Below are 26,873 nucleotides of genomic sequence, written 5' to 3'. Positions count from 1 at the left end.
TTATTACAACTCCTAAAATAAAACCCGGCGATTGCGCGCCGGGTTTCCGTGTCAATTTGCATTATCCAGTCAGTGTTTATTCAAAAGCACCGTGGCAATGCTTGTATTTCTTTCCAGAACCGCAAGGGCAAGCTTCGTTGCGGCTGACTTTGCCCCATGTCTTAGGCTCGGCAGGATCGCGCTCGGATGCAGGGATGATACGTTCGTCCTGCTGATGCTCCGCCCATGAGTTTTCGTCAAAGTCGTTTTCGCCGGTGGTGCCGTCGATATGGACGCCGGTCATTGGCGGAAGCTCTGGTTCTGGCGGTGCTTCACGAACGATTTCAACACGCATGAGCTGGGTAATGACCACTTCGCGCAGGTTTGCGAGAAGTGCTTGGAACAGCTCAAATCCTTCGGTCTTGTATTCGTTGAGCGGATCGCGCTGTGCGTAACCACGGAAGCCAACGACTGAACGCAGATGGTCGAGATTAACCAGATGTTCGCGCCAAAGATTATCCAGCGACTGCATGATCACTGACTTTTCGATATAGGTCATGATCTGCGGACCGAAGCGTTCTGCCTTTTCGGCTGCGGCCTTATCGGCAGCTTCCTTGATGCGGGCTTCGAACTCTTCTTCAGCAATGCCTTCTTCCTTGGCCCAATCCTCAATCGGAAGAACAAGGTTGAGCTTGGTGAGGACATCGTCCTTGAGACCAGCAATATCCCACTTTTCCACATAGGCATCTTTAGGGATACGAAGGGTTACCATATCCTCGATGACTTCGTGACGCATTTCGCTCACGATGTCGGTCAGGTTTTCTTCGTCCATGATTTCAAGACGTTGCTCGAAGATCACCTTACGCTGATCATTCATCACATCGTCGTACTTAAGCAGGTTCTTTCGGATCTCGAAGTTACGTGCTTCAACCTTGGTCTGCGCCTTTTCAAGCGCCTTATTGATCCATGGATGGACGATGGCTTCGTCTTCCTTGAGGCCGAGTTTTTGCAGCATGCCGTCCATACGGTCGGAGCCGAAAATACGCATCAAATCGTCCTGAAGCGACAGGAAGAATTTCGAACGGCCCGGATCGCCCTGACGGCCTGAACGACCGCGAAGCTGGTTATCGATACGGCGGCTTTCATGGCGTTCGGTGGCGAGAACATAAAGTCCGCCAGCAGCCAGCGCCTTTTCCTTCAGTCGTGCAATATCAGCCTTGATCTCGGTGATTTTGGCAGTGCGCTCTGGACCTTCCGGTATATCCGAAAGCTCTCGCTGAACGCGCATTTCAAGATTACCGCCAAGCTGAATATCTGTACCGCGACCAGCCATATTGGTGGCGATGGTGACTGCACCGGGAACGCCGGCCTGTGCGATAATGAAAGCTTCCTGCTCGTGATAACGCGCATTGAGAACCTGGAAGTCTTTAACGCCTTCCTTGCGAAGACGTTCTGCAAGTTGCTCCGATTTTTCAATCGAGGTCGTTCCGACGAGAACAGGCTGGCCCTTTTCGTGCGAAGCGTGAATATCGCGCACGATGGCTTTGTATTTTTCTTCGACGGTGCGATACACTTCATCGTCTTCGTCGAGGCGCTTAACGGGCAGATTGGTCGGAATTTCGAGAACTTCGAGGCCGTAAATATTGCCGAATTCTTCCGCTTCTGTCGCAGCCGTACCGGTCATACCGGAGAGCTTGGTATACATGCGGAAGTAGTTCTGGAAGGTAATCGAAGCCAGCGTCTGGTTTTCAGGCTGGATGGTCACATGTTCCTTGGCTTCGAGTGCCTGATGAAGGCCTTCCGAGAAACGGCGGCCCGGCATCATACGGCCAGTGAATTCGTCGATGATGACGATTTCGTCTGTGCGGACAATGTAATCCTTGTCGCGCTGGAACAGCTTGTGCGCACGAAGCGCATTGTTCAGGTGATGCACGACCGAGACATTCTCGATGTCGTAAAGGCTTTCACCCTTCAAGTGCCCTGCGGCTTCCAGCAGCTGTTCAACTTTTTCAGTGCCAACCTCGGTGAAGATTGCCGTTTTCTGCTTTTCATCAACTTCGTAATCTTCCGGCTCAAGTGCTGGAATGAAAGTGTCGATAAGGTTGTAGAACTCGGAACGGTCTTCCAGCGGGCCGGAAATAATCAGTGGTGTACGTGCTTCGTCGATTAGGATCGAATCCACTTCGTCGACGATGGCATAGTTATGGCCGCGCTGAACCATCTGGCCGCGCTCATATTTCATATTATCGCGCAGATAATCAAAGCCGAGCTCGTTGTTGGTCGCATAAGTGATGTCGCAGGCATAATTTGCCTGGCGCTCACCATCATCAAGGCCATGTTTAATCACGCCAACGGTCAGACCGAGGAAGTTGTAAAGCTTACCCATGGTTTCGGCATCGCGGCTGGCGAGGTAATCATTGACCGTCACCACATGAACGCCCTTGCCTTCAAGAGCGTTGAGGTAGACAGGCAGGGTTGCCATCAGCGTTTTGCCTTCACCGGTACGCATTTCAGCGATGCCGCGTTCGTGCAGAACCATGCCACCGATCAGCTGTACATCGAAGGGTCGCATACCAAGCACGCGCTTTGCGGCTTCACGCGCCGTTGCAAAAGCATCGGGAAGAAGCGCATCCAGCTTTTTACCTTCTGCGAGTTGCGCGCGAAATTCCGCAGTCTTCGCCTGGAGCTGTTCATCAGTAAGGGCTTCGTAATTCTTCTCAAGCGCAGTAATCTGTTCTGCACGAACCCGCAATGATTTCACATGGCGGTCGTTGGATGAACCGAATATCTTGCGGGCGAGGCCGCCAAAGCTGACCATTCCTGGTCCTTTCCTGTCCGTTCAGCCGGAAGCGCTTCCGGCGTCATAGCCCTTATCGATTATATCGAAAGGCTCTAACTCTTTGATCTGTCGCATTTTCGGAAGCAAAACCGCTTCGCATTTTTGCCGAGAATGCTTTGTCGAATGCTTTATTCACGCGTATTGAAACAAATGCAAGAAAACTACGCTGTTAACGCAGCCATATACGGCGCATTTTTAGCGCAATTTGACCCGCCGCTTACTGGACGACAAGACGAAGGACAGATAAGAGGGGCTTCAAGCGATGTCAATGTTGCTCTGTATGTCGAAAAACCTGTCTTTTCTCACGGTTTAGTGTGTTTTAGGGCCAAATTCTGCCGCATTAATGGGGCCGTTAGGCGGTCTCGAAGGAGAGAATCTCATATGAACGCCATTCTCAAAGCCCCATCCCGCAAGGCTCTTGCTATTCTTGCAACCACCGTTGCATTGGCAGGATTTTCCGGCAATGCCGTTTTCGCGCAGGATGCAGCGAAGCCAGCTGAAACAGCGCAATCTGCTGCTGCCTCCGAAGATCCTGCAAAGGTTCTCGCCACTGTAAATGGTAAGGATATTACCATTGGTGAAGTTGATCAGGCCGCTGGCGACCTTGATCCTCAGTTCGCACGTCTGCCGGCCGAGCAGCGCCGTCTGGCTGCTCTCGCAGCGCTTATCGACATCAAGGCGATGGCTGAGGAAGCGACCAAGCAGAAGCTCGACCAGAGCGATGATTTCAAGAGCCGCATGGAATTTTTGCGCGAACGCGCCCTGCACAACGAATATTTCAAGGATGAGGTTGTCGACAAGATTTCCGATGCCGATGTTCGTGCGCGTTACGACAAGGAAATCGCATCTATTCCTCCACAGACCGAAGTGCGTGCCCGTCACATTCTCGTGAAGACCAAGGAAGAAGCGGAAGCCATCATCAAGAAGCTTGAAGGTGGTGCGAAGTTTGAAGATCTTGCCAAGGAAAGCTCGACCGATGGCACTGCTGCCAATGGTGGCGATCTTGGTTACTTCGGTGAAGGCCAGATGGTACCTGAGTTTGAAAAGGCAGCTTTTGCGCTCAAGCCAGGGGAATATACCAAGGAGCCTGTTCAGTCGCAGTTCGGTTTCCACGTCATTCAGCTTGAAGATCGCCGCACCAAGCAGCCACCGGCATTTGATCAGGTTTCCGATCAGATTCGTTCGATCATCATGCGCGAGCGTTATGTCGAAACAGTCAAGAAGCTGCGCGATGGCCTCAAGATCGATTATAAGGATCCTGCCGTCGATAAAGCGATGAAGGAAGCAGCCGCAGCGCAGGAAGCTGCCGAAAATGGCGACGCACCGGATGCAGCCCAGCCGCAGCAGTAATGTTTAAATCACTGAAAACGCCCCGCAATGCGGGGCGTTTTTTTATCTAAATTTAGTTCTCACTTGATTTTACGCCGCAAACCTTTCCAATGCGGCAGAATCAAACCGTATCTTCTTTGAGGCAATCATGTCTGCGTCCGTATCCCCGCTCGCCCCAAAACATTATCCTGCTATGCCGGTCATTGACGGCGTGCGCATCGCAACCGCTGCTGCCGGTATCAAATATAAGGGCCGTACGGATGTCATGTTAATGGTGTTCGACAAGCCTGCCGAAGTGGCCGGTGTGTTCACCCGTTCGCTCTGCCCGTCTGCACCGGTTGATTTCTGCCGAAAAAATCTCGTGCATGGGCGCGCGCGCGCTGTGGTGGTTAATTCGGGTAATGCCAATGCTTTCACCGGCCTCAAGGGTCGCGAAGCGACCGAAGCAACGGCGATTGCTGCAGCCAAAGCCGTTGGCTGCGATACCACAGATGTGTTTCTCGCCTCGACCGGCGTTATCGGCGAGCCACTCGATGCGTCGAAGTTTTCCGGACTTCTTGATGATATGGCAGTGTCTGCCTCTGATGATTTCTGGACAGAGGCTGCCAAGGCCATCATGACGACCGATACCTATCCGAAGGTGGCAACCGAAACCGTGCTTCTTGGTCAGGTTCGTGTGACGATCAACGGTATCGCCAAGGGTGCAGGCATGATCGCGCCGGACATGGCGACCATGCTTTCGTTTGTCGTGACCGATGCGCCGATCAAGTCTGATGTGTTGCAAATCCTGCTTTCCAAAGGCGTGGGTTCAACATTTAATGCGGTCACGGTCGATAGCGATACATCGACATCCGACACGCTAATGTTGTTTGCAACGGGTTCCGCTGCCGCACATGGGGCACAGGAAGTTACCGATGCTTCCGACGAGCGTTTGGGTGAATTTGAAAAGGCATTGGCTCGCGTGTTGAAGTCACTCGCCCTTCAGGTCGTGCGTGATGGCGAAGGCGCGCGCAAGATGGTCGAAGTGGAAGTGACAGGTGCGAAATCCGCCGAATCCGCCAAGAAGATTGCGCTTTCGATTGCCAACTCACCGCTGGTCAAGACTGCTGTTGCTGGTGAAGACGCCAATTGGGGCCGTGTTGTCATGGCTGTCGGCAAGGCAGGCGAACCTGCTGATCGCGATTTGCTGGCAATCTGGTTTGGCGATATTCGTGTGGCGCATCTGGGCGAGCGCGATCCGGCTTATTCCGAGGATGCGACATCGGCTTACATGCAGGGAGAGGATATTCTCATTCGCGTTGACCTTGGTATCGGCAATGGCAAAGCTACCGTCTGGACTTGCGATCTGACCAAGGAATATGTCGCGATCAATGGCGACTACAGAAGCTAATGTTTCGGGTTGCAGTGGCCTGCAAATAGCGTTCTTCTGCGATTCCGGTGCTCATGTACCTTTAAAGTACACTCCGCTCCGGTTCTCGAAGACCACTATTTTCGGCACACTGGAACTCCGAAACACGGGAGAGAATTTGAACATGCCAAGTCTTGCAATTGTTCGCCAGCTTGAGGCCGTGGGCTTTCGCGCATGGCCTGCCACATCCGTTCATTATGACGGAACATGGGCGATACGCATGACGGCGGCGCATCCCTCCAAGCGTCTTAATTCGGTCAATCCGCTGGATCCGGGCGATACGCGCGATATTCCTGCGCGTGTGGAACTGGTTTCTCAGCGCTTTCGCACCTATGGGCGGGTTCCGTGTTTCAGGCTTTCGCCCCTGGCCCCTGTTGAGCTTGAAGATTATCTCGAAGGTTTGGGATGGAAGCGGCAGGACGAAACCATTGTCATGACGGTCAATCTTGACGAACTTGATCTGTCGCAGGAGCGCGATCAGATTCCGCTCAAAGATATTGGCCGCTTTGTCGAGGCTTCGCTAATCATCCACGGACGTCCCGCTGAACTTCGTCCGGGTTTTTCCGAGTTGCTTGATGGCATTCGTCCAACCAAGGGCATGTTCATCCTCGAAGAGGGCGGTCGTGCAGTCTCCAATGTGCTTTGCGTGCAGGATGGTGCAATGGCCGGATTGTTCGATGTTGGCACCTTGCCGGATGCGCGCCGCGCTGGTCATGGTCGCGCTATAATCGGCTCCACGCTCAAATGGGCAAAGCAGCTGGGTGCGAAAAAAGCCTGGCTTCAGATTGAGGCGGATAATGTGGCAGGGCTTGCGCTTTATGAGCGCTTCGGCTTTCAGGAAGCCTATCGCTACGGCTATCGGGAGAGCAATGAGAAATGAGCGAATTAAAATCGCGTCGTATCGTGCTGGTTGCGGCATGCGCACTGGTGGACGCTGATGGGCGTGTGCTGTTGGCACAGCGCCCTGAAGGCAAGTCGCTTGCCGGTCTCTGGGAGTTCCCCGGCGGCAAGGTAGAAGCCGGTGAAACACCCGAAGAAACGCTTATCCGCGAACTGCAGGAAGAGATCGGTGTTACGACAAAAGTGGCGTGTCTTGCACCACTGACCTTTGCCAGCCACACTTACGATGATTTTCATCTTTTGATGCCGCTTTATGTCTGCCGTCGCTTTGAAGGTGTGGCGCAGGGACTGGAAGGACAGGCGCTGAAATGGGTGCGTCCGAAGGATATGCGCGACTATCCGATGCCGCCCGCTGATGAGCCGCTGATCCCATTTCTGATCGATTTGCTATGACCCTGTGGAAAGCTCTAAAATAGTTGCCAATCTGTTGTCGTTAACCCTGTGCGTTAATCGATGATTCACTCCGTTCCGGCATTCTTGAAAACCAAGTGCCGCGGAGTTTTATGTCATGGGTTTTGACAACAATTATTTTAGTGCAGATCATAACGAATATAAGCCGGGATCGTTCACAAAAGCCGGTCGTGGAATATTGCGAGTTGTTCTTTTGTTTGGCTCCGCAGCGGTTGCCCTTGCATTGATCATCGTTCCTATTCTGAACGATCAGGCAAACAAGCTTGCGGCACAGTCTGTTCTTCCGGCTGGTATTGATCGCACCATGACAGGATCGATTGCACGCGACACCGTTGTTGCGCGAAAAGCGCCTGTAAGGCCTATCTGCGTCATCGATCCAGATGGCACGCAAACGGGCGATTGCTAAACATTTTTGATTTTTCGTGTTTCCGAACGCAAAGCTGCTTCACATTTTTGCTGGAAACACCTTACTCCACGTTTTTAAGTGCATCAGCCAGTGAAGCCTTGGCAGAGCCGGGTTTCAGTGGCTTTTGCTGTGATTCGTGCGGTGCCCAGCCCGACAGCCAGATTGTCGAGAATGTTGCACGGATACGCCCGTCAGGATCGCTGAAGCGTTCGGCATAGATTTCCGCCGCGCGCAGGAAAAGTCGCCGCGATACAGGCTTATGCGAGCGGTCGCGCAATACATTCTGCATACCCATGGCGCGAAGATCGGCCATCAGATTGAAAATGCTGTCATAACGCACTGTCACGTTATCAACATCGGTTACCGGCAGTGCAAAACCTGCCCGTTGCAAAAGACCGCCAACTTCGCGCACATCAGCAAATGGAAAAACACGGGGCGAAGCGCCGCCGGTTAATTCTATTTCCGCCTGCAAAAGGCTTTCGCGCAATTCGCCCAGTGTGCCATTGCCGTTGAGCGCTGCGAGAAAAAGACCATCCGGCTTTAATGCACGCGCAATTTGGATCATTGCGCCCGGTGTGTCATTGGTCGAGTGCAGCGACAGAAGTGAAACGATGAGATCGGCGCTTTGCGGTTTTAACGGCAGGGCCTCGTCATCGGCAACGACTGCCGGGAAGGGGCTATTGAGGAAGGCTGCATCGCGTTCGATGCGCAAAATCATATCCGCCTTGCCAGAGCGTGCAATGGCGCTCGCCGCAAGGCCATTATGCCCCGCAAGATCGACCGCAACCGGGAAACGACGGGTCACTGCATCCAGCCGGTCCTCCAAGTCCTCTGCGGCCCTTTGCAAAATGAAGTCTGCTCCCGGAATCGCACGTTTAATAGCACGGCGGCGAAACGCCAGCTGGAGATCGCGATCAAAGATCGCGTTTTCAGACAATTGGGCAGGTGAAGGAGCGGCCATTGCGATTCCGTCTTCTCTTTCGGATATACGTCGGTAATATAGATACAGGCGTAAATGCATTCGAACGGGGGCGAATGCAATGGTTGATGACGACAGATCGCATCAAAGCTTGTTGTTGAGGCTGAAAGCGCACGCGCTTAGCGCGGCACGCAAAGGCTTGCGCTATTCATCCGATATTCTTTATCCGGCCAGTTGTATTGGATGTCGCATTCAGGTTTCCGAGCCGGGGACGCTATGTCCGCAATGCTGGTCGCAACTGCGCTTTATCGAAAAGCCCTATTGTCCGGTGCTTGGAATTCCGTTTAATCACGACTTTGGCGAGAATTTCATGAGTGCGGAAGCGATTGCTGATCCGCCGCCGTTTCGACGTTTGCGTTCAGCAGTGCTGCATCGTGGTGCTGCGCAACGCATGGCTGTGGCGCTGAAATTTCATGATCGAACTGATCTTGCGCCTTGGATGGCGAGATGGATGCAGCGCTCGGGACGAGAATTGCTCGATGAATGCGACGTTATTCTGCCGGTGCCTTTGCACAAATGGCGGTTTTGGTCGCGTCGATTTAACCAGTCGGCTGAGCTGGCACGCACGTTGGCGCGGTTAAATGGTAAGCCCTTTGAACCACAGGCGCTTAAGCGTATTCGGAGGACTGATCAGCAAATCGGGCTTGGCTTGAAAGAACGCAAGCGCAATGTCGATGGCGCTTTTCGCGTGCCGAAAGAGCAAGAAATTCATGTGCGTGGGCGGCGGGTTTTGCTGATCGATGATGTTTATACCACGGGATCAACGGTAAAGGCCGCCACACGCGCGCTGTTGCGCGGCGGTGCAAAGAGCGTTGATGTACTCACATTCAGCCGGGTTCTGCCTGACACCTGAATACAGCTTTGTGAAGAGATAAGGGGCTTCCAGATCGTGGTTTTGCTACTTATATAGTGGGCAACGAATGGAGTTTTTCATGACTGATATTACCATCTACACCCGTCCCGGCTGCCCTTATTGCACACGTGCCGTTGGCCTTCTCAAGAACAAGGGCGTTGAGTTCGTTGAGATCAATGCGGGCGCCACACCTGAACTGCGAGCAGAAATGCAGGAACGTTCGGGTCGTAATACCTTCCCGCAGATTTTTGTCGGTACTGTGCATGTTGGCGGTTGCGATGATCTCTTTGCTCTCGACAATGCAGGCAAGCTTGACGGCCTGCTTGCGACTGGCGAACTAAACTAACATCATGATGGGGGAGACACCTATGAGCACTTTTCGCGCTGCTGCTATTCAGATGCGTTCGGGGACTGACATTGTCCGCAATGTTGAAGCACTGGAAACTCTCGTTTCCGATGCTGCGGCAAAGGGTGCTCACTATGTGCAAACACCTGAGATGACCGGCGCGCTGATGCGCGATCGTACAGCGCTTTTTGCAAGTCTGCGCGATGAAAATGAAGACCTTGTCTTCAAAGCTGCATCGGCACTTGCAAAGAAGCACGGCATATTTCTGCATATTGGTTCAACGGCTATTGCAGCCGGTGATGGTAAGATTGCCAATCGTGGCGGCATCTTTGCGCCTTCTGGTGAGAAGATTGTGACCTATGACAAGGTTCATATGTTTGATGTCGATCTCGACAATGGCGAAAGCTGGCGCGAATCGGCGACCTATGAGCCGGGCAAGGAAACGGTGATTGCCGAATTGCCTTTTGCCAAAGTTGGCATGGCGATCTGCTACGATATTCGTTTCCCGCAACTGTTTCGCGCGCAGGCGCTGGCGGGTGCCAATGTGATTACCGGACCAGCTGCTTTCACACGCCAGACGGGTGAAGCGCACTGGCATGTTTTGCAGCGTGCGCGTGCGATTGAAAATGGTGCATTCCTGATTTCTGCAGCTCAGGGCGGTGTGCATGAAGATGGTCGCGAGACCTATGGTCATTCGCTAATCGTTTCTCCGTGGGGCAAGGTTCTGGCGGAAGCGGCCCATGATGAGCCGGGTGTGATCATTGCCGACATCGACGTTTCGGAAAGTGTGGCAGCACGTGCCAAAGTGCCAAACCTCAAGAATGCGCGCGAGTTTTCAATAAAAGTTTCGCATGAAAAAAAGGACGCATAATCCATGATCCGCTTTTCGCTTCATTGCGATCACGGCCATGAGTTTGAAGGCTGGTTTCGCGACAATGCTGATTTCGACCGGCAGTCGGAGCGAAGGCTTGTTTCTTGTCCTGTGTGCAACTCGCCGGAAATCCAAAAGTCGTTGATGGCGCCTGCCGTCTCCACCAGCCGCTCAAAAGAGCAGGTAGCGATTGCCATGGATCAGGCGCAGAAACAGGTGCTGGAGCAAATGCGGGAGTTGAGTCGCAAGGTCCGTGAAAACGCGGATTATGTTGGCGATCAGTTTGCCGAAGAAGCGCGTAAAATTCATTTCGGTGAAACTGAAGCGCGTGGGATTTACGGCGAAGCCTCCAAGGAAGATGTTCATTCTCTTATCGAGGATGGTGTCGAAGTGATGCCGTTGCCTGTTTTTCCGGAAGATAAGAACTAATTAAAATTGTGAATGCGTAGGAGATCAGGCGCATGAAACTTATGTATTCTGCGCCTTTTTTGTTGCTTACGACCGGCACGTTACTGGGTCTTATTTTGCCACTTGGTAAGATTGCTGCGGAAGCAGGCATTCCGCCGGCAATCTGGACATTTCTTTTCTCAGCAAGTGCCGGGGTCATTCTGCTGCTGGTCATGCTTTTGAATAAAAAGCGTGTCGGCTTTTCGGGCGGGAGATTGCGCTATTATATCTGCACGGCGGCAATTTCCTATACACTGCCAAACCTTTTAATCTTGTCTGCGATCCCGCGACTTGGTGCTGGTTTCACGGGAATTATGTACACGCTGTCGCCTGTGATCACGCTTCTGATTTCTATGGGCTTTGGCCTGCGTCGCCCGAATGCGCTCGGGATTGCCGGCATTGTCGTGGGCTTTATTGGTGCAATCATGGTTGCGATGACGCGTGGCGAAGTGGGAAAGCCTGCCGATCCCCTTTGGATTGGTTTAGCGCTTCTCATTCCGGTATTTCTGGCGATGGGAAATGTCTATCGCACCCTCGACTGGCCGAAAAATGCTGATCCGACTGAGCTTGCTGCGGGCAGTCATCTTGCAGCGGCGGTGATGCTGTTTATCGGGGTTTTGCTGTTTAGCGGTAATTTCCCGATTGAGACACTGGCTCTCGCGCCAATGACTGCTGTGGCGCAAGGGATTGCGGCGGCGGGCATGTTTGCTCTTTTCTTCCGGCTACAGGCAGTTGGTGGGCCGGTTTATTTGAGCCAGATTGGTTATGTCGCAGCGGCGCTCGGCCTTATTTCAGGCACGTTGTTTCTTGGTGAAAACTATCCGCCACTCACATGGATTGGTGCTGTCGTCATCGCCTTTGGTGTGGTGCTGACGACGAAAGCCCAAAGGCGCTAATTACTGAGGACGTTCTGCTAGAACCATGTAGTTCACATCGGTATCGCGTGAACGGCTCCAGCTGTCGGCAAGCGGATTGTAAGTTACACCCAGCTTATCGATCAAGGTTAAGCCCGCTTTGGAAAAGGCTGATTCCAGTTCTTCTGGGCGCACCAGCTTCTCAAATTGATGCGTGCCGCGTGGCAGCCAGCGCAGCACATATTCGGCCCCGATGATTGCAAGGCCATAGGCTTTAAGCGTGCGGTTGATGGTGGCAACGAACATCAATCCGCCGGGCTTTACCATTTCGCTGGTCGCCGACATGAAAAGATCAACGTCGGAGACATGTTCGACCACTTCCATGTTGAGTACCACATCGAATTTTTCGCCAGCATCGGCCAGCGCTTCGGCAGTCGTTGCGCGATAATCGACTTCGACACCGCTTTGGGCAGCGTGAATCTTTGCCACTTCAATATTGGTTTCGGATGCATCGGCGCCAATTACCGTTGCGCCAAGACGTGACATGGGTTCGCACAAAAGCCCACCACCGCAACCAATATCGAGAAAGCGCAGGCCTTCAAAAGGCCGGGGGCTGTTCGGGTCGCGATTGAATTTTTCGCAGACTTTTTCCTTGATATAGGTCAGGCGTGTCGGATTAAATTTGTGTAGCGGACGAAACTTGCCCTGCGGGTCCCACCATTGCGCAGCAATGCGCGAAAAATGCTCGATTTCAGAAGCATCGATCGTGGTGCGGGCGGTCTCGGTCATATCATTCTCCTGCGGAAGCGCGTGCAATCCTGCTCTCAAGGTAGCGTGTTAAAGTCAAGGATCAAATCAAATTCCCGAATTGCAAGCGTTGATTATTGTTTCACGGGAATCACACTCTTGCGGAAGCGCGACATTTTAGCTATGTGACCCCGGGTTTGTCTGTCGCAAGAAAATAATGTTTCGGCAGGCTTTTGTGTAATTTTTCAAAAGACGGGACGTAACCTTAAATGGCGCGCATCGTGATGAAATTCGGCGGCACTTCTGTGGCCGATCTGGAACGCATCTCCAATGTGGCGCGCCACGTCAAACGTGAAGTCGATGCTGGCAATCAGGTTGCCGTTGTCGTTTCCGCGATGTCGGGCAAGACCAATGAACTGGTCAATTGGGTACAGAGCATACCCAAGGTTGCCGGTGGAACGTCGCCGTTTTACGATGCTCGTGAATATGATGCGATTGTAGCCTCCGGCGAACAGGTCACAAGCGGTCTTCTGGCGATAGCACTGCAGTCGATTGGTATTGATGCGCGCTCATGGCAGGGCTGGCAGATTCCGATCAAGACGGACAATGCGCATGGCGCAGCCCGTATTCAGGAAATTGACGGTTCAGAAATTATCCGTCGTATGGAAATGGGACAGGTTGCGGTTGTTGCTGGTTTCCAGGGCATCGGCCCGGATAACCGCATTGCGACGCTGGGTCGTGGTGGCTCGGATACGTCTGCTGTTGCGATTGCCGCTGGCGTGAAAGCTGATCGTTGCGACATTTATACCGATGTTGACGGCGTTTACACGACCGATCCGCGCATCGAACCAAAAGCCAAGCGCCTTTCGCGTATTACATTTGAAGAAATGCTGGAAATGGCATCCCTTGGCGCCAAAGTTCTCCAGGTGCGCTCGGTCGAGCTTGCCATGGTACATAAAGTTCGCACCTTCGTGCGCTCAAGTTTTACGGACCCCAATGCGCCGGGCATGGATGATCCGATCAACCCGCCCGGAACGCTCATTTGCGACGAGGAAGAAATCGTGGAACAGCAGGTCGTCACTGGTATCGCTTATGCTAAAGATGAAGCTCAGATTTCGCTCCGACGCGTGGCTGATCGCCCGGGTATCTCGGCAGCGATTTTCGGACCTCTGGCCGAAGAGCACATCAATGTCGATATGATCGTGCAGAATGTGTCGGAAGACGGTTCGAAAACCGACATGACCTTCACGATCCCGACCGGCGACATCGACAAAGCCTTGCGCGTTCTCGATAAGGTGAAGGCTGAAATTGGTTCGGATCATATTCAGTCGGAAACAGGTCTTGCTAAGGTTTCTGTCATTGGTATTGGCATGCGCAGCCATGCAGGTGTCGCAGCGACTGCCTTTAAGGCGCTTGCTGAAAAGGGCATCAACATTCGCGCCATTACCACATCTGAAATTAAGATTTCGATCCTGATCGATGGCCCTTATGCAGAACTTGCCGTGCGTACGCTGCACGGCGTTTATGGTCTTGATAAATAATTAACGGGCTCTGCCTGCCCCGTTTTGAAACTATGCCGCGCGCTATAATGAGTGAGCGGCATTCTCTTATTCTATGAGTTGTCAGATTTTCTGATGAATAGACTAGACGTGCGTGTCAAAAATGCTCACAAAGGATTCGGCGTAACGCTTCGCAGGCGGGTAATGGGAACTGGCTTTGCGTGAAGCGGGGCCTGTACCAATTGAGGAGCCTCCGACGATCATGCGTGATCTGACAACTGGTCCCCGCGTGCTTCTCAAGAAGCTGCGCGAATTGATGGCGGAGTCTCTGGAGCCGCAGGAACGTCTTGACCGGATCGTCCGTGAAATCGCGCAAAATATGGTCGCGGAAGTTTGCTCTTTCTACATTCTTCGTGCTGATGGCGTGCTTGAGCTTTATGCGACTGAGGGTCTAAACCCACAGTCTGTTCACCTTGCGCAGTTGCGTCTGGGCCAGGGCCTTGTCGGTACGATCGCTGCCAGTGCACGTCCCTTAAATCTGACCGATGCGCAAAGCCATCCAGCCTTTGCCTATCTGCCGGAAACTGGCGAAGAAGCTTACAATTCATTCCTCGGTGTTCCTGTTCTTCGTGCTGGCCGCACTTTGGGCGTTCTTGTCGTCCAGAATCAGACGAAGCGGGCCTATCGCGAAGACGAGGTTGAAGCACTTGAGACGACAGCAATGGTTCTTGCTGAAATTATTGCCACCGGAGACGGGCTGCGTTTTGCACGTCCCGGCATTGAGCTGGATCTTGGCCGTTCAATGAGCGTGACTGGTAATGGGCTTAATGATGGCATCGGCCTTGGTCATGTCGTGCTGCATGAGCCGCGCATCGTTGTAACAAATCTGTTTAACGAGGACAGTCAGGCGGAACTCGTCAGGCTGGAAACTGCGCTCGGTTCTTTGCGTATTTCGATTGATGACATGCTTTCGCGTCGTGATGTGGCCGCTGAAGGCGAGCATCGTGAAGTGCTCGAAGCTTATCGTATGTTTGCTCATGATCGCGGCTGGGTGCGTCGTCTTGAAGAAGCCATTCACAATGGTCTGACGGCAGAAGCAGCAGTTGAGAAGGTGCAGAGCGACACGCGTGCGCGCATGGTGCATCTGACCGATCCTTATATGCGTGAGCGTCTTTCGGATTTTGACGATCTGGCTAATCGCCTGTTGCGTCAGCTGATGGGTCGCGACATCAAAACTATGGCCGAATCACTCGCCAAGGACGCGATCATTGTCGCGCGCACGATGGGAGCAGCCGAGCTTCTTGATTATCCACGCGAGCGTTTGCGCGGGGTTGTGTTGGAAGATGGTGCTGCCACCAGCCATGTGGTGATTGTTGCACGCGCAATGGGTATTCCCGTGGTCGGACAGGCCAAGGGCGCTGTGTCCATGGCTGAAAACAACGATGCGGCCATTGTCGATGGCGATGAGGGTATCCTGCATCTGCGTCCACAAACCGACGTTGAAACTGCTTATGTAGAAAAAGTTCGCTTTCGTGCTCGTCGTCAGGCGCTTTATCGCGAATCACGCGACAAGCCTGCAGTGACGAAAGATGGCGTCGACATTTCGCTTTTGATGAATGCGGGTCTGCTAGTGGACTTGCCACAGCTTTCAGCATCGGGCGCTGCGGGTATCGGTCTGTTTCGCACAGAACTTCAGTTCATGGTGGCGTCTACTTTCCCGCGTGCAGAACAACAGGAACGGCTGTACCGCTCGGTGATTGAAGCTGCGGGTGATAAGCCTGTCACCTTTCGCACGCTTGATATTGGTGGCGATAAGGTTCTTCCGTATTTCCGCGCAACCGCGCAGGAAGAAAATCCGGCGCTTGGCTGGCGTGCGATCCGCCTGACGCTGGATCGTCCAGGTTTGATGCGCACACAGTTGCGTGCGCTGCTGAAAGCTGCTGGTGGGCGTGAACTCAAAATCATGTTGCCGATGGTTACCGAAGTTGCAGAAGTGAAGGCTGCGCGCGAGATCATTGATCGCGAAGTGCGTCACCTTTCACGCTTTGCCCATACGCTGCCTAATAATCTGAAGCTTGGTGCGATGATCGAGGTGCCTGCACTTCTATGGCAGCTGGACGAATTGATGGCGATTGTGGATTTCGTTTCGGTCGGCTCCAATGATCTGTTTCAGTTTTTGATGGCGGTTGATCGCGGCAATTCGCTGATTTCAGGTCGTTTCGATCAATTGTCACCTGCTTTCTTGCGTACGCTTCGTCATATTATCGATGCTGGCAATCGCCATGGAAAGCCGGTTACTTTATGTGGCGAAATGGCTGGGCGTCCGCTGACTGCGATGGCATTGCTGGGCCTTGGTTTCCGATCGATTTCCATGTCGGCTGCCAATATTGGTCCGGTCAAGGCGATGCTTGGTGCGCTCGATGTGAGTAAGCTCAACGAGCTTCTCAATGAAAAGCTCGATAAGCCAAACGGTGCGCATTCGCTGCGTGAATTGCTGCTTCAGTTTGCAGAAGACAACGATATTCCGCTATAGCGTAGAAAATTGCATTTCATCATTGGGTATAGCACCGTTTGTGCTGTGCCCGATTTTGCTTATTCTCACTTTGAGATACCTTAGGACATACCCATGATCGCATTGCCACAGGACCGGATGGACCAGCTTTTGAAGCGGTTTTCGATGATTGAAAGCCAGATGGCGAACAATCCTGATTCTGTCACCTATGTGAAACTGGCCTCTGAATACTCAGAGCTTCAGGACGTTGTCGGTAAAATTCGCGAGCTGACCGATGCGCGTAGCGAGGCGCTCGATCTGACCGCTATGCGTGATGATGCATCCACTGATGCCGAAATGCGCGCGCTGGCGGTCGAAGAACTGCCAGAGGTCGAAAAGCGCATTGAGACGCTTGAGCAAGAAGTGCAGATTTTGCTGCTGCCAAAAGATGCGGCTGACGAGAAGAATGCGATTTTGGAAATCCGCGCTGGTACGGGCGGACTTGAGGCAGCACTTTTTGCGGGCGATCTCTTCCGCATGTATGAACGGTTTGCTGCCGAAAAAGGCTGGCGTGTCGAACTGGTTTCGGCAAGCGACGGTGACGCGGGCGGCTTTAAGGAAATCATTGCAACCGTTTCCGGCAAGGGCGTGTTCTCGAAACTAAAATTCGAATCGGGGGTGCATCGCGTGCAGCGTGTGCCGGAAACCGAAGCAGGTGGCCGCATTCACACATCGGCTGCAACGGTGGCCGTGCTGCCCGAAGCCGAAGAGATCGACATTGAGGTTCGCAACGAAGATATTCGTATCGATACGATGCGCGCTTCTGGTGCTGGTGGTCAGCACGTCAACACGACTGACTCGGCTGTGCGTATTACGCATATTCCAACGGGCATCATGGTTGTGCAGGCGGAGAAATCGCAGCACCAGAACCGTGCCCGAGCTATGCAGATTCTGCGCGCGCGTCTTTATGATATGGAGCGGCAAAAGGCCGATAGCGAACGCTCTGAGTCGCGCCGCAGTCAGGTTGGGTCGGGTGATCGTTCCGAGCGTATCCGTACCTATAATTTTCCGCAGGGCCGCGTAACGGATCATCGTATCAATTTGACCCTCTATAAGCTCGACCGAGTGATGATGGGCGAATTGGATGAGTTGGTTGATGCGCTGATTTCTGATCATCAGACTGCACTTTTGATGGAACTGGGCGAAAACGCGTGAGCGGCAAGCGTCTTGATGCACTCATGATCGCGAGCCGTGCGCGATTGCGTGCGGCAAAGCTTGATACGCCTGATCTTGATGCACGGCTTCTTGTCGAATGGGTTACGGGCGCGACCCGGCTTGATCTGATTTCGTCGCCGGAAAAGCTCATTGATGACGATCATGTCGTGCAGTTAAACAAAGCGCTGGAGCGCCGTATTAGCGGTGAACCTGTTCATCGCATCATCGGTACGCGCGAGTTTTACGGCTTGCCGTTCCGGCTTTCGCCTGAAACGCTTGAACCGCGCCCTGATACAGAAGCGCTGGTGGAGCTTGTTTCACCTTACATTGAAAAGCTGATTGAACAGCATGGTCGGGCAATGATGCTCGACATGGGCACCGGAACCGGTGCCATTGTGATTTCGCTTCTTCATCAGTTTGATAAGCTCAATGGTATTGGGCTCGATGTTGCCGATGGTGCGCTTGCCATGGCGAGGATAAATGCTGCAACAAATGGTGTGAGCCAGAGATTTGCGGCGCTTAAGAGCGACTGGTTTTCAAATGTAACTGGCAGGTTTCATCTCATTGTCTCAAACCCGCCCTACATTCCAAGCAAGGACATTGATGATCTGTCGCGCGAAGTGCGTGAGCATGATCCGATGACGGCTCTAGACGGTGGCGATGACGGACTTGATTTCTACCGCTCCCTTGCAAATGAGGCTCATGAATACCTATATGAAGGTGGAATAGTTGCCGTTGAAATTGGCGCAGGCCAGTTTGACGATGTGAGCGCGATTTTTGAAAGCGCTGATTTTCACTTGACTAATGAAGCGATTGATCTCGGTGGTCATAGAAGGGCCATGGTTTTCATAGATTCATATGGTGTGGGCGTTTGATAGACTGCGAATTAAAAAACGCGCTATGACATCAAAAAAGCGCTTGGAATTTGCGGCGAAGCCGTTTAGTTTCCAGCCACCGTATATAGCCAGAATGGTTTTGCCCGCTTGAGGGCGGTGGCGGAAATACTCCATGACGAATTAAGGTCATGCTCCCGTGAGGGTTTTTCTCAAGGGATGGTTTGTACGGAAGTGCACGGCTTTCAAAAATAGTTCCGGAGAGTTTTTCTTTTCGGAGGGTCTTGCAAATGCCAAGCCGGAAAGTTCGCGTTGTCTTTGGTGGGCGATGCGGAACTCTTAACAATTCGATGTGTGGGAAGTTTTAGGGTGTGCTTCCTCCATGGCTCGATAATGCGAAGCCGGTGTCTTTAAGCCACAGGAATTTGACGCCCTTTAATCTGAAAAGAGAAGACGATGAGGCCAGTACAGCAGAACAGGCGTATGCGCGGACGGGGGAATAACAACAATAATAATAACAACAATAACAACCGCAAGGGCCCCAATCCTCTGTCACGTAATTATGAAAGCAATGGTCCGGATGTAAAAATCCGCGGCAATGCTCAGCATGTTGCAGAAAAATATACGACACTGGCTCGCGACGCTCAGGCGTCTGGTGACCGTGTTATGGCTGAAAATTATCTTCAGCACGCAGAACATTATAATCGCATCATCATGGCTGCTATGGCAGCGCAGAATATTCCATATCAGCGCGAAGAAAACTTCGACAATGATGGTGGCGATGAGGATGAAGGCGGCTTCGTGCCAGCCGCTCCTGTGCACCAGCCAGTCAATGGTTCCGGCCCGCAGCCTGTTATCGAAGGCACTCCAGCTGAAGTTGTTTACGGCGAAGATGGCAGTGAAAGTCGTTCGGAAGGCCGTTCGGACAATCGTTCTGATGGCCGCCCTGACAACCGTTCGCAGCCACGCGAAGGTCGTGATGCCCGCGAAGGCCGTGACGGACGTGATCAACGCCGTCTTGGTCGCGGTCGTCGCCCACAGCGCGAACGCTTCAATGCGGATGAGCAGTCCGATCAGCCAGTCATAGATGCACCAGTTGCTGCTGCGGTTTCTGATGAACAGCCAGTTCCAGCACCAGTTGTTGAAGCGCGGGTAGTTGAAACGCCGGTTGCAGAAAAGCCAGTGGTTGAAAAGCCTAAGCGCGCTGAAAGGCCTGCAAAAGTTGCGGAAGAAGCAGCGCCGGTTGTTGAAAAGCCTGCACCTGCTGCCGAAGCATCCGTTGAAGCGTCGGCTAAGGAAGAAGCTCCAGCCCGCGTTACACGTCGTCCGGGTCGCCCGCGTCGTGTTCCTAAGGATGAAGTTCCTGAAACAGCGGATTCTGATGCATAAAGCCTGATTGGCAATATGTTTGATTTCAAAAAGATGGCGCGGTTTTCCGCGCCATTTTTATTTGCACGCTTTTGGCTTTTATGGCCTTGCCGAACTTAGTGGATCTTCCCATATCTCTCCTTGGATAGTGAGCCAGCCGAATTTGGTGGCTCCGTCACCAAAAGTCTTCCGATGCCAGAATGGGTCGGAGGGAAAAGGAGACATTATGAATATTGAGAAATACACCGAACGGGTTCGCGGTTTTATTCAGTCGGCCCAGACTTTTGCCCTTTCCTCGGGCAATCAGCAGTTTACTCCGGAACATCTTTTGAAAGTGCTCGTCGATGATGACGAGGGGCTTGTTGCGTCGCTCATTGAGCGTGCGGGTGGTCGCAGTGCTGATGTACGTCTTGGTTTACAGTCGGCGCTTGAAAAACTGCCCAAAGTAAGTGGCGGTAACGATCAGCTTTATCTTTCCCAGCCATTGGCAAAGGTTTTTACCCTTGCCGAAGAGCTGGCAAGCAAGGCTGGCGACAGTTTTGTCACGGTTGAGCGTTTGCTCACAGCACTTGCTATCGAAAAGTCTGCAAAAACCTCTGAAATTCTGGCTGCTGCTGGTGTGACACCGACAGCTTTGAATAAGGCCATCAATGACATGCGTAAGGGTCGCACTGCCGATTCGGCTTCCGCTGAAAGCAATTATGATGCGCTGAAAAAATATGCGCGCGATCTGACGGAAGATGCACGCGCTGGCAAGCTCGATCCGGTTATCGGTCGCGATGACGAAATCCGCCGCACAATCCAGGTTCTTTCGCGCCGGACCAAGAACAATCCGGTTCTGATTGGTGAACCGGGTGTTGGTAAGACCGCAATTGCCGAAGGCTTGGCGCTACGCATCGTCAATGGGGATGTGCCCGAATCGCTCAAAGACAAGCAGTTAATGGCGCTTGATATGGGTGCCCTGATTGCCGGTGCGAAATATCGTGGTGAGTTTGAAGAACGTCTGAAGGCCGTGCTTTCGGAAACGCAGGCAGCTGCTGGTCAGATCATCCTCTTCATCGATGAAATGCATACGCTTGTCGGTGCTGGTAAGTCTGATGGCGCTATGGATGCGTCGAACCTGCTTAAGCCCGCACTGGCGCGTGGTGAATTGCACTGCGTTGGTGCGACCACGCTTGAGGAATATCGCAAATATGTTGAGAAGGACGCAGCCCTTGCGCGGCGTTTCCAGCCGGTATTTGTTGATGAGCCGACTGTTGAGGATACAATCTCGATCCTTCGCGGTTTGAAGGAAAAATACGAACAGCACCATAAGGTTCGCATTTCCGACTCGGCACTTGTTGCGGCAGCAACGCTGTCGAACCGCTATATTACGGATCGCTTCCTGCCAGATAAGGCTATTGATCTTGTCGATGAAGCTGCATCGCGTCTGCGTATGCAGGTGGATTCAAAGCCGGAAGAGTTGGACGAGATCGATCGTCGCGCAATGCAGCTCAAAATCGAGCGCGAAGCATTGAAGGTCGAAACCGATACGGCTTCTATTGATCGGTTGCAGCGACTTGAAAAAGAACTGACTGATCTGGAAGAAGAATCAGCGGAACTGACAGCGAAATGGCAGGCGGAAAAGCAGAAGCTTGGACTTGCGGCAGATTTGAAGCGTCAGCTTGAAGAAGCACGCAATGCTTTGGCGACTGCTCAGCGTAGCGGTGAATTCCAGAAGGCTGGTGAACTGGCCTACGGCACAATTCCGCAGCTTGAAAAGCAGCTTGTCGATGCTGAAAGCAATGAAAACAAAGGTTCTCTGCTTGAGGAAACAGTAACACCTGAGCATGTCGGGCAGATTGTTGCGCGCTGGACGGGCATTCCGGTTGAGCGGATGCTGGAAGGCGAGCGCGAAAAGCTTTTGCGCATGGAAGATGAAATCGGCAAACGCGTTGTCGGACAGGGTGAAGCAGTTCAGGCTGTTTCAAAAGCTGTTCGTCGTGCACGCGCAGGTCTTCAGGATCCGAATCGTCCAATCGGTTCGTTCATCTTCCTCGGACCAACCGGTGTGGGCAAGACCGAGTTGACTAAAGCTTTGGCTTCGTTTTTGTTTCAGGACGACACAGCTATGGTTCGCATCGATATGTCGGAATTCATGGAAAAGCATTCTGTGAGCCGGCTGATCGGTGCACCTCCCGGCTATGTCGGCTATGAAGAAGGCGGCGTTCTGACGGAATCTGTGCGGCGCAGACCATATCAGGTGATCCTGTTCGATGAGATCGAAAAGGCGCATCCTGATGTGTTCAACGTGTTGCTTCAGGTTCTTGATGATGGACGTCTGACGGATGGTCAGGGTCGCACGGTTGATTTCCGCAATACGCTGATCATCATGACCTCGAACCTTGGCGCTGAATATCTCGTCAATCTTGGCGAGAATGAAGACGTTGAAAGTGTTCGTGAAGAGGTGATGGGTGTCGTACGGGCTTCGTTCCGGCCGGAATTCCTCAATCGTGTGGATGAAATCATCCTGTTCCATCGTTTGCGTCGTGAGGACATGGGTTCGATTGTCGACATTCAAATGAAGCGTTTGCAGGTTCTGTTGCACGATCGCAAGATCACGCTGGAACTTGAAGACGATTCCCGTGAATGGCTGGCAAACAAGGGTTATGATCCGGCTTATGGTGCGCGTCCGTTGAAACGCGTTATCCAGAAGGAAGTTCAGGACCCGTTGGCCGAACGGATTTTGCTTGGCGATATTCTTGATGGTTCAATCGTTAAAATATTGCCAGGCTCTGACCGGCTTAACTTCCGTCCCATTCGCGTGTTAGGCGAGGGTGAGCCATTGAAGGAAGACGAAGAAGCTTAAGCTTTTCGAACGCTATTATGAAAGCGCTGCAATCTTCCGATTGTGGCGCTTTTTCTTTTTTCTGTAACGGGCAGAGTTTTTACTGCCATCTTCATGTCCAGTTCATCTGCCATTTGCTGTTATTGAATAATAAATTGTTAACCATATAAATGCATCCATAATCCTAGGGTAATTCAGGGTTTCTTGTATGACGCATCTCACACGTATGTTTCGCTTCGGTTTGTTTGGTTCCGCTCTCCTTCTTATGGCAGGTGTGAGTGGCCATGCCGCTGAACGCGGTGCAACAACTCCCGCAGCCCAACCGGTACAGATGGCTCAGCTGTTTGACTGGGGGCGTGAGCGGAGTTCTGATCGTGGTGTGCGTGTTTACACAGATGAATATGGGCGTCAGGTAACGGTTGATCGCCGTGGCCGTGTTCTCAACATCGAAGATCCACGTGATTCCGGGCGTTATGCCAGCGGTGGCCAGCAGGATGGCGGTTGGTCAGATGGTCCAACCGGGGGTGGCGCGCCTTATGATGGCTTTGGCAATGTGCCGGAGGACCCGAATTATTACCCTGAAGCACCCTCCGCTCCCGGCTATGACTATAACCGCGATGGACAGGTGCAGCGATCCGAATTGCCACCGGCGGGAACCGAATATCCTGATACAGAATCTCCGACCGCAAGCATTAACCGCGAGCCGGGTTATCAACAGCCGCAGATGCAGCCGCAAGCTGTCCCCAATGCGGATGATATGACGCCCGCTATCGAAATGCCAAAAGGGCAGGGTGCCAAGGAAAAGATCGCCGCCTATCAGATTCTGCTCGATCGTGCCGGTTCATCTCCCGGCGTTGTTGATGGCCGCTCGGGTAGCAATGTTGATAAGGCCGCCGCAGCTTATAGCGAGATAACAGGCAAATTTTTGAACCCGACCGATGAAGTTGCAATCGATGCAGAGTTGCAGGCAACGGGCGGCCCAGCCTTTACTGAATATACAATCACCAACGAAGATGTTGGCCGTCAATATGTGGCATCTATTCCCGATGATTATGCACATAAGGCACAACTTCCGGCCATGGCCTATACGTCGGTTACCGAAATGCTCGGCGAGAAATTTCATATTGACGAGGCTTATCTCAAGGAAATCAATCCGGGCGTCAATTTCAACCAGCCAGGATCAATTGTTAAAGTGCCGAATCTCGGAAAGCCTGTGCGTGCAAAGGTTGCGCGCATCATTGCGGATAAGGGACGCAAGCAGGTTCGCGGTTATGATGAGAGCGGCAAGCTTGTTGTTGCCTATCCTTCAACAATCGGCTCGTCAGACACCCCATCGCCGTCGGGTATCGTGCAGGTGCAGCGCATCGCGATCAATCCGAATTATACCTATAATCCGAAGATCAATTTCAAGCAGGGCAGCAATGACAAGGTTCTGACTATCCCGCCTGGTCCGAACGGTCCAGTTGGTACGGTCTGGATCGCGCTTTCCAAGCCGACTTATGGTATTCATGGAACGCCTGAACCATCGCGCATTGGCAAAACATCCAGCCATGGCTGTGTGCGTCTGACCAATTGGGATGCCGAAGAACTGGCAAAGCTCGTGAAGCCGGGTGTAACGGTTGAGTTCACCGATTAAGCTTTGCGGCAAGCGCTCATGGAATAGGCCCAGAATCGATTTCGATTTTGGGCCTTTTGTTTAGAGTGCCTTTCGATCTGATTGGATCAGATTGGCGCTCTGCCTCTTTTATCTTAAGTATAATCTTATCGATCCTCGTTTAACGAAGGTCAGATTATGCTCTAGAGCGTGTGGCGCTTTATCGTATTCACTGCGTACGCTCTAATTCTTTGTTTTTACGCATGTCTCCCAAAACCGGTTCCCACTTTTGAGAGACATGCTCTGCAAGCATCAGCTTTTCGTCGATGCGCTGGATGCAAGTTTTGTGCCTGCATCATCCGTGTTTAGCAGTGTATCGATACGATCACGTTCCAGCTTGAAGGCTTCGAGCTCCTTGCCTTTCAGCGCTTTATTGTCCGGCAAGCGAATACGAAGCGGATCAACCTTGGTGCCGTTGACGATCAGCTCATAGTGAAGGTGCGGCCCGGTGGAAAGTCCGGTGGAGCCGACATAACCAATGACCTGCCCTTGACGCACGCGCGATCCGGCGCTGACACCGCGAGCGATCGCATTCTGGTGGCTGTAGCTGCTGACATAACCATTAGCATGACGAATCAGAGTCTGATTACCATAACCATTGGTCCAACCGGCCTTTTCAACGACACCATTGCCTGATGCGATAATCGGTGTGCCGCGCGGTGCGGCCCAGTCAACACCGGTATGCATGCGGCTATAGCCAAGAATTGGATGGCGGCGCATACCGAAAGGAGAACGGAACACGCCATTTGGAACGGGATTGCGCAACAGGAACTGTTTGGCACTTTTGCCGTCTTCATTGAAGTAATCCACGCTGCCATCGGGTGCCTGATAGCGATAGAACTTGCGTGTTGTTCCGCTGAATGTCGCTGAAACAAAAAGCAGTTGAGAATCGCCGTCTGCTTTTTCCGGATCGTCTGGCAGTGAGAAGAATGCATCGATCTTGTCGTTAGAAGAAAGCCGCGCCTGAAGATCGACGTCAGTCGCTAACATCTTTACGAGGTTTTCGCGCATTGTTTCGGTCATGCCATAGGCAAGGGCCGCACGGCTGATACCGTCATATGCACTCGGCAGATTGCCGCGAATAGCTGTTGGCGGCGCATCACCATCAAAAGCGGATGCAAGAAGCGGTGTTTCTTCAGGCTGATCAGACGGCACATATTGCTTACGATCATTTAGCGAAACGGTCACCAGATGTGTTGTGCGATGATAAACACTCGCCCTGACGACCCGATCTTCGCCATCTTGTGTTTCTGTGCCGATCCGCAAGACGCTGCCTTCTTTAAGGCGTGGCGAATTGAGCAATTTGGTCAGCGCGTCAGCCATATTGGAGGCGTCTTCACCCGTATAGCCTGCATCTTGCAGCGCTTGATGGATGTCCATCGTCTGATGGAAAGGAATTAATTCTTCCGAGAAACCATCTGTGGCTTCTTCATCATCGGCACGTTGGGCGACGCTGACATTTTCCTGTGTAATTTTTACTCCAAGTGCCGGGCTAAGCGCAAAAGAGGAATCCGTTCCACCAAAACGTGCAGGGTCAACATAATGCAAAGAAGCAACCTGAACATCGCCGTCCGTCAGCAGAACACCGGTGTCGCGAACCACTTTCTCCACTTCATCGACGGTCAGATCGCTTGAGGCATCAAAAGTTGTGCTGTTGAGCGGGAAGTCAGCAACTTGCAGGCTGACCTCACTTTCAACTTTTGCCCCGTAAATCTGACCGGTATCGGCAGGTTGGGGGGCTGCGGGCCCTTCTGAGAAAATGGACATCCCATCAAATGCCGGATATTTCCGGTTTGATGGGTGATCGACGGCCAATGCCATATGGACCAGCTCGAAAGGCCTTGTGCGAATGACTTCGCGCTCGCCGACCTTCTGCATTGTTGAGAGGTCGAAGCGGCGGCGATCATTGGCCTTTTGCTTTGAGATTGTACTGACAAGGCGCGCACCTTTGGTGACGCCCGTATCATTAACAACACCAGGCATGTCATTGCGTGCAAGAATTTCCGGGGGTGTCGCCAATTGTTCGCGGCCATCAAGTGCGGCAAACAATGCGACGCCAATCAGCATACAAGAAGTAACACCCGTCAGAAATGTGCCAGCAAGCCAACGCGCCGAAACTTCGCGCCGGTCGGGCGGGCGTCGCCGTCCGCCGATTGTCAGCGGGGGCTCGTCACCCGGATCCAGATTATTGGGCCCCAATTCATTCATGCTGTTTTTGTAGGCCCTTCTTCAAATCTGGCCGCGCCAAAAAGGTGCGTGAACATCATTTCCCAGAAAGCAGCTTTGCTGCTGTCCGACGTATGGTGTCTTCCCTTATTATGGAAGTCCCTCAAACGGGGTTATTGAGTTTTGCCTGCCGAAGCGTGCGAAGTCAACGATAAGCGGATCGGCTTTCGTTAATCACAGCGAATGGTGACCAATTTTCAATTTATTCGAAGGCTATTTGAATAATGAGGCCGGTTTGTGACCCTACCCTATATATAAGGATATGTGTTGGGGGTGCCTATATAAGCGTAAAACGTGGAAAACTTGGCAACTGTGGAAACTTGTCAAAAAATTTTCAAATAAGACAGTTTTGTCATTGACAGTTTTGGTTTGTGGGGTCTATATGGCGTTC

At 52.5% G+C, this 26,873-nt stretch carries 21 protein-coding genes; 17 read left to right on the top strand and 4 right to left on the bottom strand.

Annotation, left to right across the window (positions count from 1 at the left end; genetic code table 11):
• Window positions 1-76: 76 nt before the first annotated feature.
• Window positions 77-2,797 carry a preprotein translocase subunit SecA gene (gene secA, locus CEV31_RS04280; RefSeq protein WP_094505658.1) on the bottom strand — a complete coding sequence of 907 codons (2,721 nt, stop codon included), beginning with the start codon at window positions 2,795-2,797 and terminating at the stop codon, window positions 77-79.
• Between the two features lie 402 nt (window positions 2,798-3,199).
• Between secA and CEV31_RS04270 the strand changes: the two genes are divergently transcribed.
• From CEV31_RS04270 to CEV31_RS04250, 5 genes are all read left to right on the top strand, one after another.
• A complete protein-coding gene (locus CEV31_RS04270; protein WP_094505803.1) occupies window positions 3,200-4,168 on the top strand; it encodes a peptidylprolyl isomerase in 969 nt (322 codons plus the stop codon).
• A gap of 127 nt (window positions 4,169-4,295) precedes the next feature.
• The gene (gene argJ, locus CEV31_RS04265; protein WP_094505657.1) at window positions 4,296-5,537 is read left to right on the top strand and encodes a bifunctional glutamate N-acetyltransferase/amino-acid acetyltransferase ArgJ; all 1,242 of its coding nucleotides are present in this window, start codon (window positions 4,296-4,298) and stop codon (window positions 5,535-5,537) included.
• 142 nt (window positions 5,538-5,679) lie between these two features.
• Entirely contained in the window at window positions 5,680-6,435 is a 756-nt protein-coding gene (locus CEV31_RS04260) for a GNAT family N-acetyltransferase (RefSeq protein WP_094505656.1), read from the top strand.
• A complete protein-coding gene (gene mutT / locus CEV31_RS04255; RefSeq protein ID WP_094505655.1) occupies window positions 6,432-6,848 on the top strand; it encodes an 8-oxo-dGTP diphosphatase MutT in 417 nt (138 codons plus the stop codon). Before CEV31_RS04260 ends, mutT begins: the two co-directional genes overlap by 4 nt.
• 115 nt (window positions 6,849-6,963) lie before the next feature.
• Window positions 6,964-7,272 carry a hypothetical protein gene (locus CEV31_RS04250; RefSeq protein ID WP_094505654.1) on the top strand — a complete coding sequence of 103 codons (309 nt, stop codon included), beginning with the start codon at window positions 6,964-6,966 and terminating at the stop codon, window positions 7,270-7,272.
• A 61-nt stretch (window positions 7,273-7,333) separates the two neighbouring features.
• Here the strand turns inward: CEV31_RS04250 and CEV31_RS04245 are convergent, their stop codons facing one another.
• A complete protein-coding gene (locus CEV31_RS04245) occupies window positions 7,334-8,233 on the bottom strand; it encodes a methyltransferase domain-containing protein (RefSeq protein ID WP_094505653.1) in 900 nt (299 codons plus the stop codon).
• A 79-nt stretch (window positions 8,234-8,312) separates the two neighbouring features.
• Here CEV31_RS04245 and CEV31_RS04240 point away from each other — a divergent pair, with 79 nt between their 5' ends.
• The 5 genes from CEV31_RS04240 to CEV31_RS04220 all read left to right on the top strand — a co-directional run bounded on the left by CEV31_RS04240 (window position 8,313) and on the right by CEV31_RS04220 (window position 11,664).
• On the top strand, window positions 8,313-9,104 hold the full coding sequence (locus CEV31_RS04240) for a ComF family protein (protein ID WP_094505652.1): 792 nt from the start codon (window positions 8,313-8,315) through the stop codon (window positions 9,102-9,104).
• 79 nt (window positions 9,105-9,183) lie between these two features.
• A complete protein-coding gene (grxC, locus tag CEV31_RS04235; RefSeq protein WP_094505802.1) occupies window positions 9,184-9,450 on the top strand; it encodes a glutaredoxin 3 in 267 nt (88 codons plus the stop codon).
• Between the two features lie 22 nt (window positions 9,451-9,472).
• A complete protein-coding gene (locus CEV31_RS04230) occupies window positions 9,473-10,321 on the top strand; it encodes a carbon-nitrogen hydrolase family protein (RefSeq protein ID WP_094505651.1) in 849 nt (282 codons plus the stop codon).
• A gap of 3 nt (window positions 10,322-10,324) precedes the next feature.
• Window positions 10,325-10,750 (top strand): DUF1178 family protein, encoded by a 426-nt coding sequence (locus CEV31_RS04225; RefSeq protein ID WP_094505650.1) that lies wholly within the window; start codon window positions 10,325-10,327, stop codon window positions 10,748-10,750.
• A gap of 32 nt (window positions 10,751-10,782) precedes the next feature.
• Window positions 10,783-11,664, top strand: coding sequence for a DMT family transporter (locus tag CEV31_RS04220; protein ID WP_094505649.1), 882 nt, complete (start codon window positions 10,783-10,785; stop codon window positions 11,662-11,664).
• Here CEV31_RS04220 and ubiG read toward each other — a convergent pair whose 3' ends face one another.
• Complete coding sequence (gene ubiG, locus CEV31_RS04215) at window positions 11,665-12,411, bottom strand: bifunctional 2-polyprenyl-6-hydroxyphenol methylase/3-demethylubiquinol 3-O-methyltransferase UbiG (protein WP_094505648.1); 747 nt, start codon at window positions 12,409-12,411, stop codon at window positions 11,665-11,667.
• Window positions 12,412-12,638: 227 nt separating this feature from the next.
• On the opposite strand from ubiG, the gene CEV31_RS04210 reads away from it, so the two are divergent.
• The 7 genes from CEV31_RS04210 (at window position 12,639) to CEV31_RS04180 (ending at window position 24,238) form a co-directional block, all read left to right on the top strand.
• Window positions 12,639-13,910 (top strand): aspartate kinase, encoded by a 1,272-nt coding sequence (locus CEV31_RS04210; protein WP_094505647.1) that lies wholly within the window; start codon window positions 12,639-12,641, stop codon window positions 13,908-13,910.
• A gap of 220 nt (window positions 13,911-14,130) precedes the next feature.
• Complete coding sequence (ptsP, locus tag CEV31_RS04205; RefSeq protein ID WP_094505646.1) at window positions 14,131-16,401, top strand: phosphoenolpyruvate--protein phosphotransferase; 2,271 nt, start codon at window positions 14,131-14,133, stop codon at window positions 16,399-16,401.
• Window positions 16,402-16,494: 93 nt separating this feature from the next.
• Window positions 16,495-17,574: a peptide chain release factor 1 gene (prfA, locus tag CEV31_RS04200; protein WP_094505645.1), complete on the top strand. Its 1,080-nt coding sequence runs from the start codon at window positions 16,495-16,497 to the stop codon at window positions 17,572-17,574.
• 23 nt (window positions 17,575-17,597) lie between these two features.
• Window positions 17,598-18,449 carry a peptide chain release factor N(5)-glutamine methyltransferase gene (prmC, locus tag CEV31_RS04195; RefSeq protein ID WP_094505801.1) on the top strand — a complete coding sequence of 284 codons (852 nt, stop codon included), beginning with the start codon at window positions 17,598-17,600 and terminating at the stop codon, window positions 18,447-18,449.
• A 414-nt stretch (window positions 18,450-18,863) separates the two neighbouring features.
• Complete coding sequence (locus CEV31_RS04190) at window positions 18,864-19,796, top strand: DUF4167 domain-containing protein (protein WP_094505644.1); 933 nt, start codon at window positions 18,864-18,866, stop codon at window positions 19,794-19,796.
• 205 nt (window positions 19,797-20,001) lie between these two features.
• A complete protein-coding gene (gene clpB, locus CEV31_RS04185; RefSeq protein WP_094505643.1) occupies window positions 20,002-22,623 on the top strand; it encodes an ATP-dependent chaperone ClpB in 2,622 nt (873 codons plus the stop codon).
• Between the two features lie 187 nt (window positions 22,624-22,810).
• A complete protein-coding gene (locus CEV31_RS04180; protein WP_374847070.1) occupies window positions 22,811-24,238 on the top strand; it encodes a L,D-transpeptidase in 1,428 nt (475 codons plus the stop codon).
• 270 nt (window positions 24,239-24,508) lie between these two features.
• On the opposite strand, the gene CEV31_RS04175 is transcribed toward CEV31_RS04180, so the two are convergent.
• Window positions 24,509-26,464 (bottom strand): M23 family metallopeptidase, encoded by a 1,956-nt coding sequence (locus CEV31_RS04175; RefSeq protein WP_094505642.1) that lies wholly within the window; start codon window positions 26,462-26,464, stop codon window positions 24,509-24,511.
• Window positions 26,465-26,873: the final 409 nt, after the last annotated feature.

The sequence above is a fragment of the Brucella thiophenivorans genome (genome assembly GCF_002252445.1).
Classification (GTDB): Bacteria; Pseudomonadota; Alphaproteobacteria; order Rhizobiales; family Rhizobiaceae; genus Brucella; species Brucella thiophenivorans.
The sequence above is the reverse complement of the archived record's forward strand: the minus strand, read 5'-3'. Positions and strand labels throughout refer to the sequence as shown.

Excerpts from the sequence above, each read along its gene's own strand:
- mutT (WP_094505655.1), top strand. The coding sequence starts at position 6,432 with ATGAGCGAATTAAAATCGCGTCGTATCGTGCTGGTTGCGGCATGCGCA.
- CEV31_RS04180 (WP_374847070.1), top strand. The coding sequence starts at position 22,811 with ATGACGCATCTCACACGTATGTTTCGCTTCGGTTTGTTTGGTTCCGCT.
- grxC (WP_094505802.1), top strand. The coding sequence starts at position 9,184 with ATGACTGATATTACCATCTACACCCGTCCCGGCTGCCCTTATTGCACA.
- CEV31_RS04260 (WP_094505656.1), top strand. The coding sequence starts at position 5,680 with ATGCCAAGTCTTGCAATTGTTCGCCAGCTTGAGGCCGTGGGCTTTCGC.
- secA (WP_094505658.1), bottom strand. The coding sequence starts at position 2,797 with ATGGTCAGCTTTGGCGGCCTCGCCCGCAAGATATTCGGTTCATCCAAC.
- argJ (WP_094505657.1), top strand. The coding sequence starts at position 4,296 with ATGTCTGCGTCCGTATCCCCGCTCGCCCCAAAACATTATCCTGCTATG.
- clpB (WP_094505643.1), top strand. The coding sequence starts at position 20,002 with ATGAATATTGAGAAATACACCGAACGGGTTCGCGGTTTTATTCAGTCG.
- CEV31_RS04245 (WP_094505653.1), bottom strand. The coding sequence starts at position 8,233 with ATGGCCGCTCCTTCACCTGCCCAATTGTCTGAAAACGCGATCTTTGAT.
- CEV31_RS04190 (WP_094505644.1), top strand. The coding sequence starts at position 18,864 with ATGAGGCCAGTACAGCAGAACAGGCGTATGCGCGGACGGGGGAATAAC.
- ptsP (WP_094505646.1), top strand. The coding sequence starts at position 14,131 with ATGCGTGATCTGACAACTGGTCCCCGCGTGCTTCTCAAGAAGCTGCGC.
- CEV31_RS04220 (WP_094505649.1), top strand. The coding sequence starts at position 10,783 with ATGAAACTTATGTATTCTGCGCCTTTTTTGTTGCTTACGACCGGCACG.
- CEV31_RS04225 (WP_094505650.1), top strand. The coding sequence starts at position 10,325 with ATGATCCGCTTTTCGCTTCATTGCGATCACGGCCATGAGTTTGAAGGC.
- CEV31_RS04270 (WP_094505803.1), top strand. The coding sequence starts at position 3,200 with ATGAACGCCATTCTCAAAGCCCCATCCCGCAAGGCTCTTGCTATTCTT.
- CEV31_RS04250 (WP_094505654.1), top strand. The coding sequence starts at position 6,964 with ATGGGTTTTGACAACAATTATTTTAGTGCAGATCATAACGAATATAAG.
- CEV31_RS04230 (WP_094505651.1), top strand. The coding sequence starts at position 9,473 with ATGAGCACTTTTCGCGCTGCTGCTATTCAGATGCGTTCGGGGACTGAC.
- CEV31_RS04175 (WP_094505642.1), bottom strand. The coding sequence starts at position 26,464 with ATGAATGAATTGGGGCCCAATAATCTGGATCCGGGTGACGAGCCCCCG.
- ubiG (WP_094505648.1), bottom strand. The coding sequence starts at position 12,411 with ATGACCGAGACCGCCCGCACCACGATCGATGCTTCTGAAATCGAGCAT.
- prfA (WP_094505645.1), top strand. The coding sequence starts at position 16,495 with ATGATCGCATTGCCACAGGACCGGATGGACCAGCTTTTGAAGCGGTTT.
- prmC (WP_094505801.1), top strand. The coding sequence starts at position 17,598 with ATGATCGCGAGCCGTGCGCGATTGCGTGCGGCAAAGCTTGATACGCCT.
- CEV31_RS04210 (WP_094505647.1), top strand. The coding sequence starts at position 12,639 with ATGGCGCGCATCGTGATGAAATTCGGCGGCACTTCTGTGGCCGATCTG.
- CEV31_RS04240 (WP_094505652.1), top strand. The coding sequence starts at position 8,313 with ATGGTTGATGACGACAGATCGCATCAAAGCTTGTTGTTGAGGCTGAAA.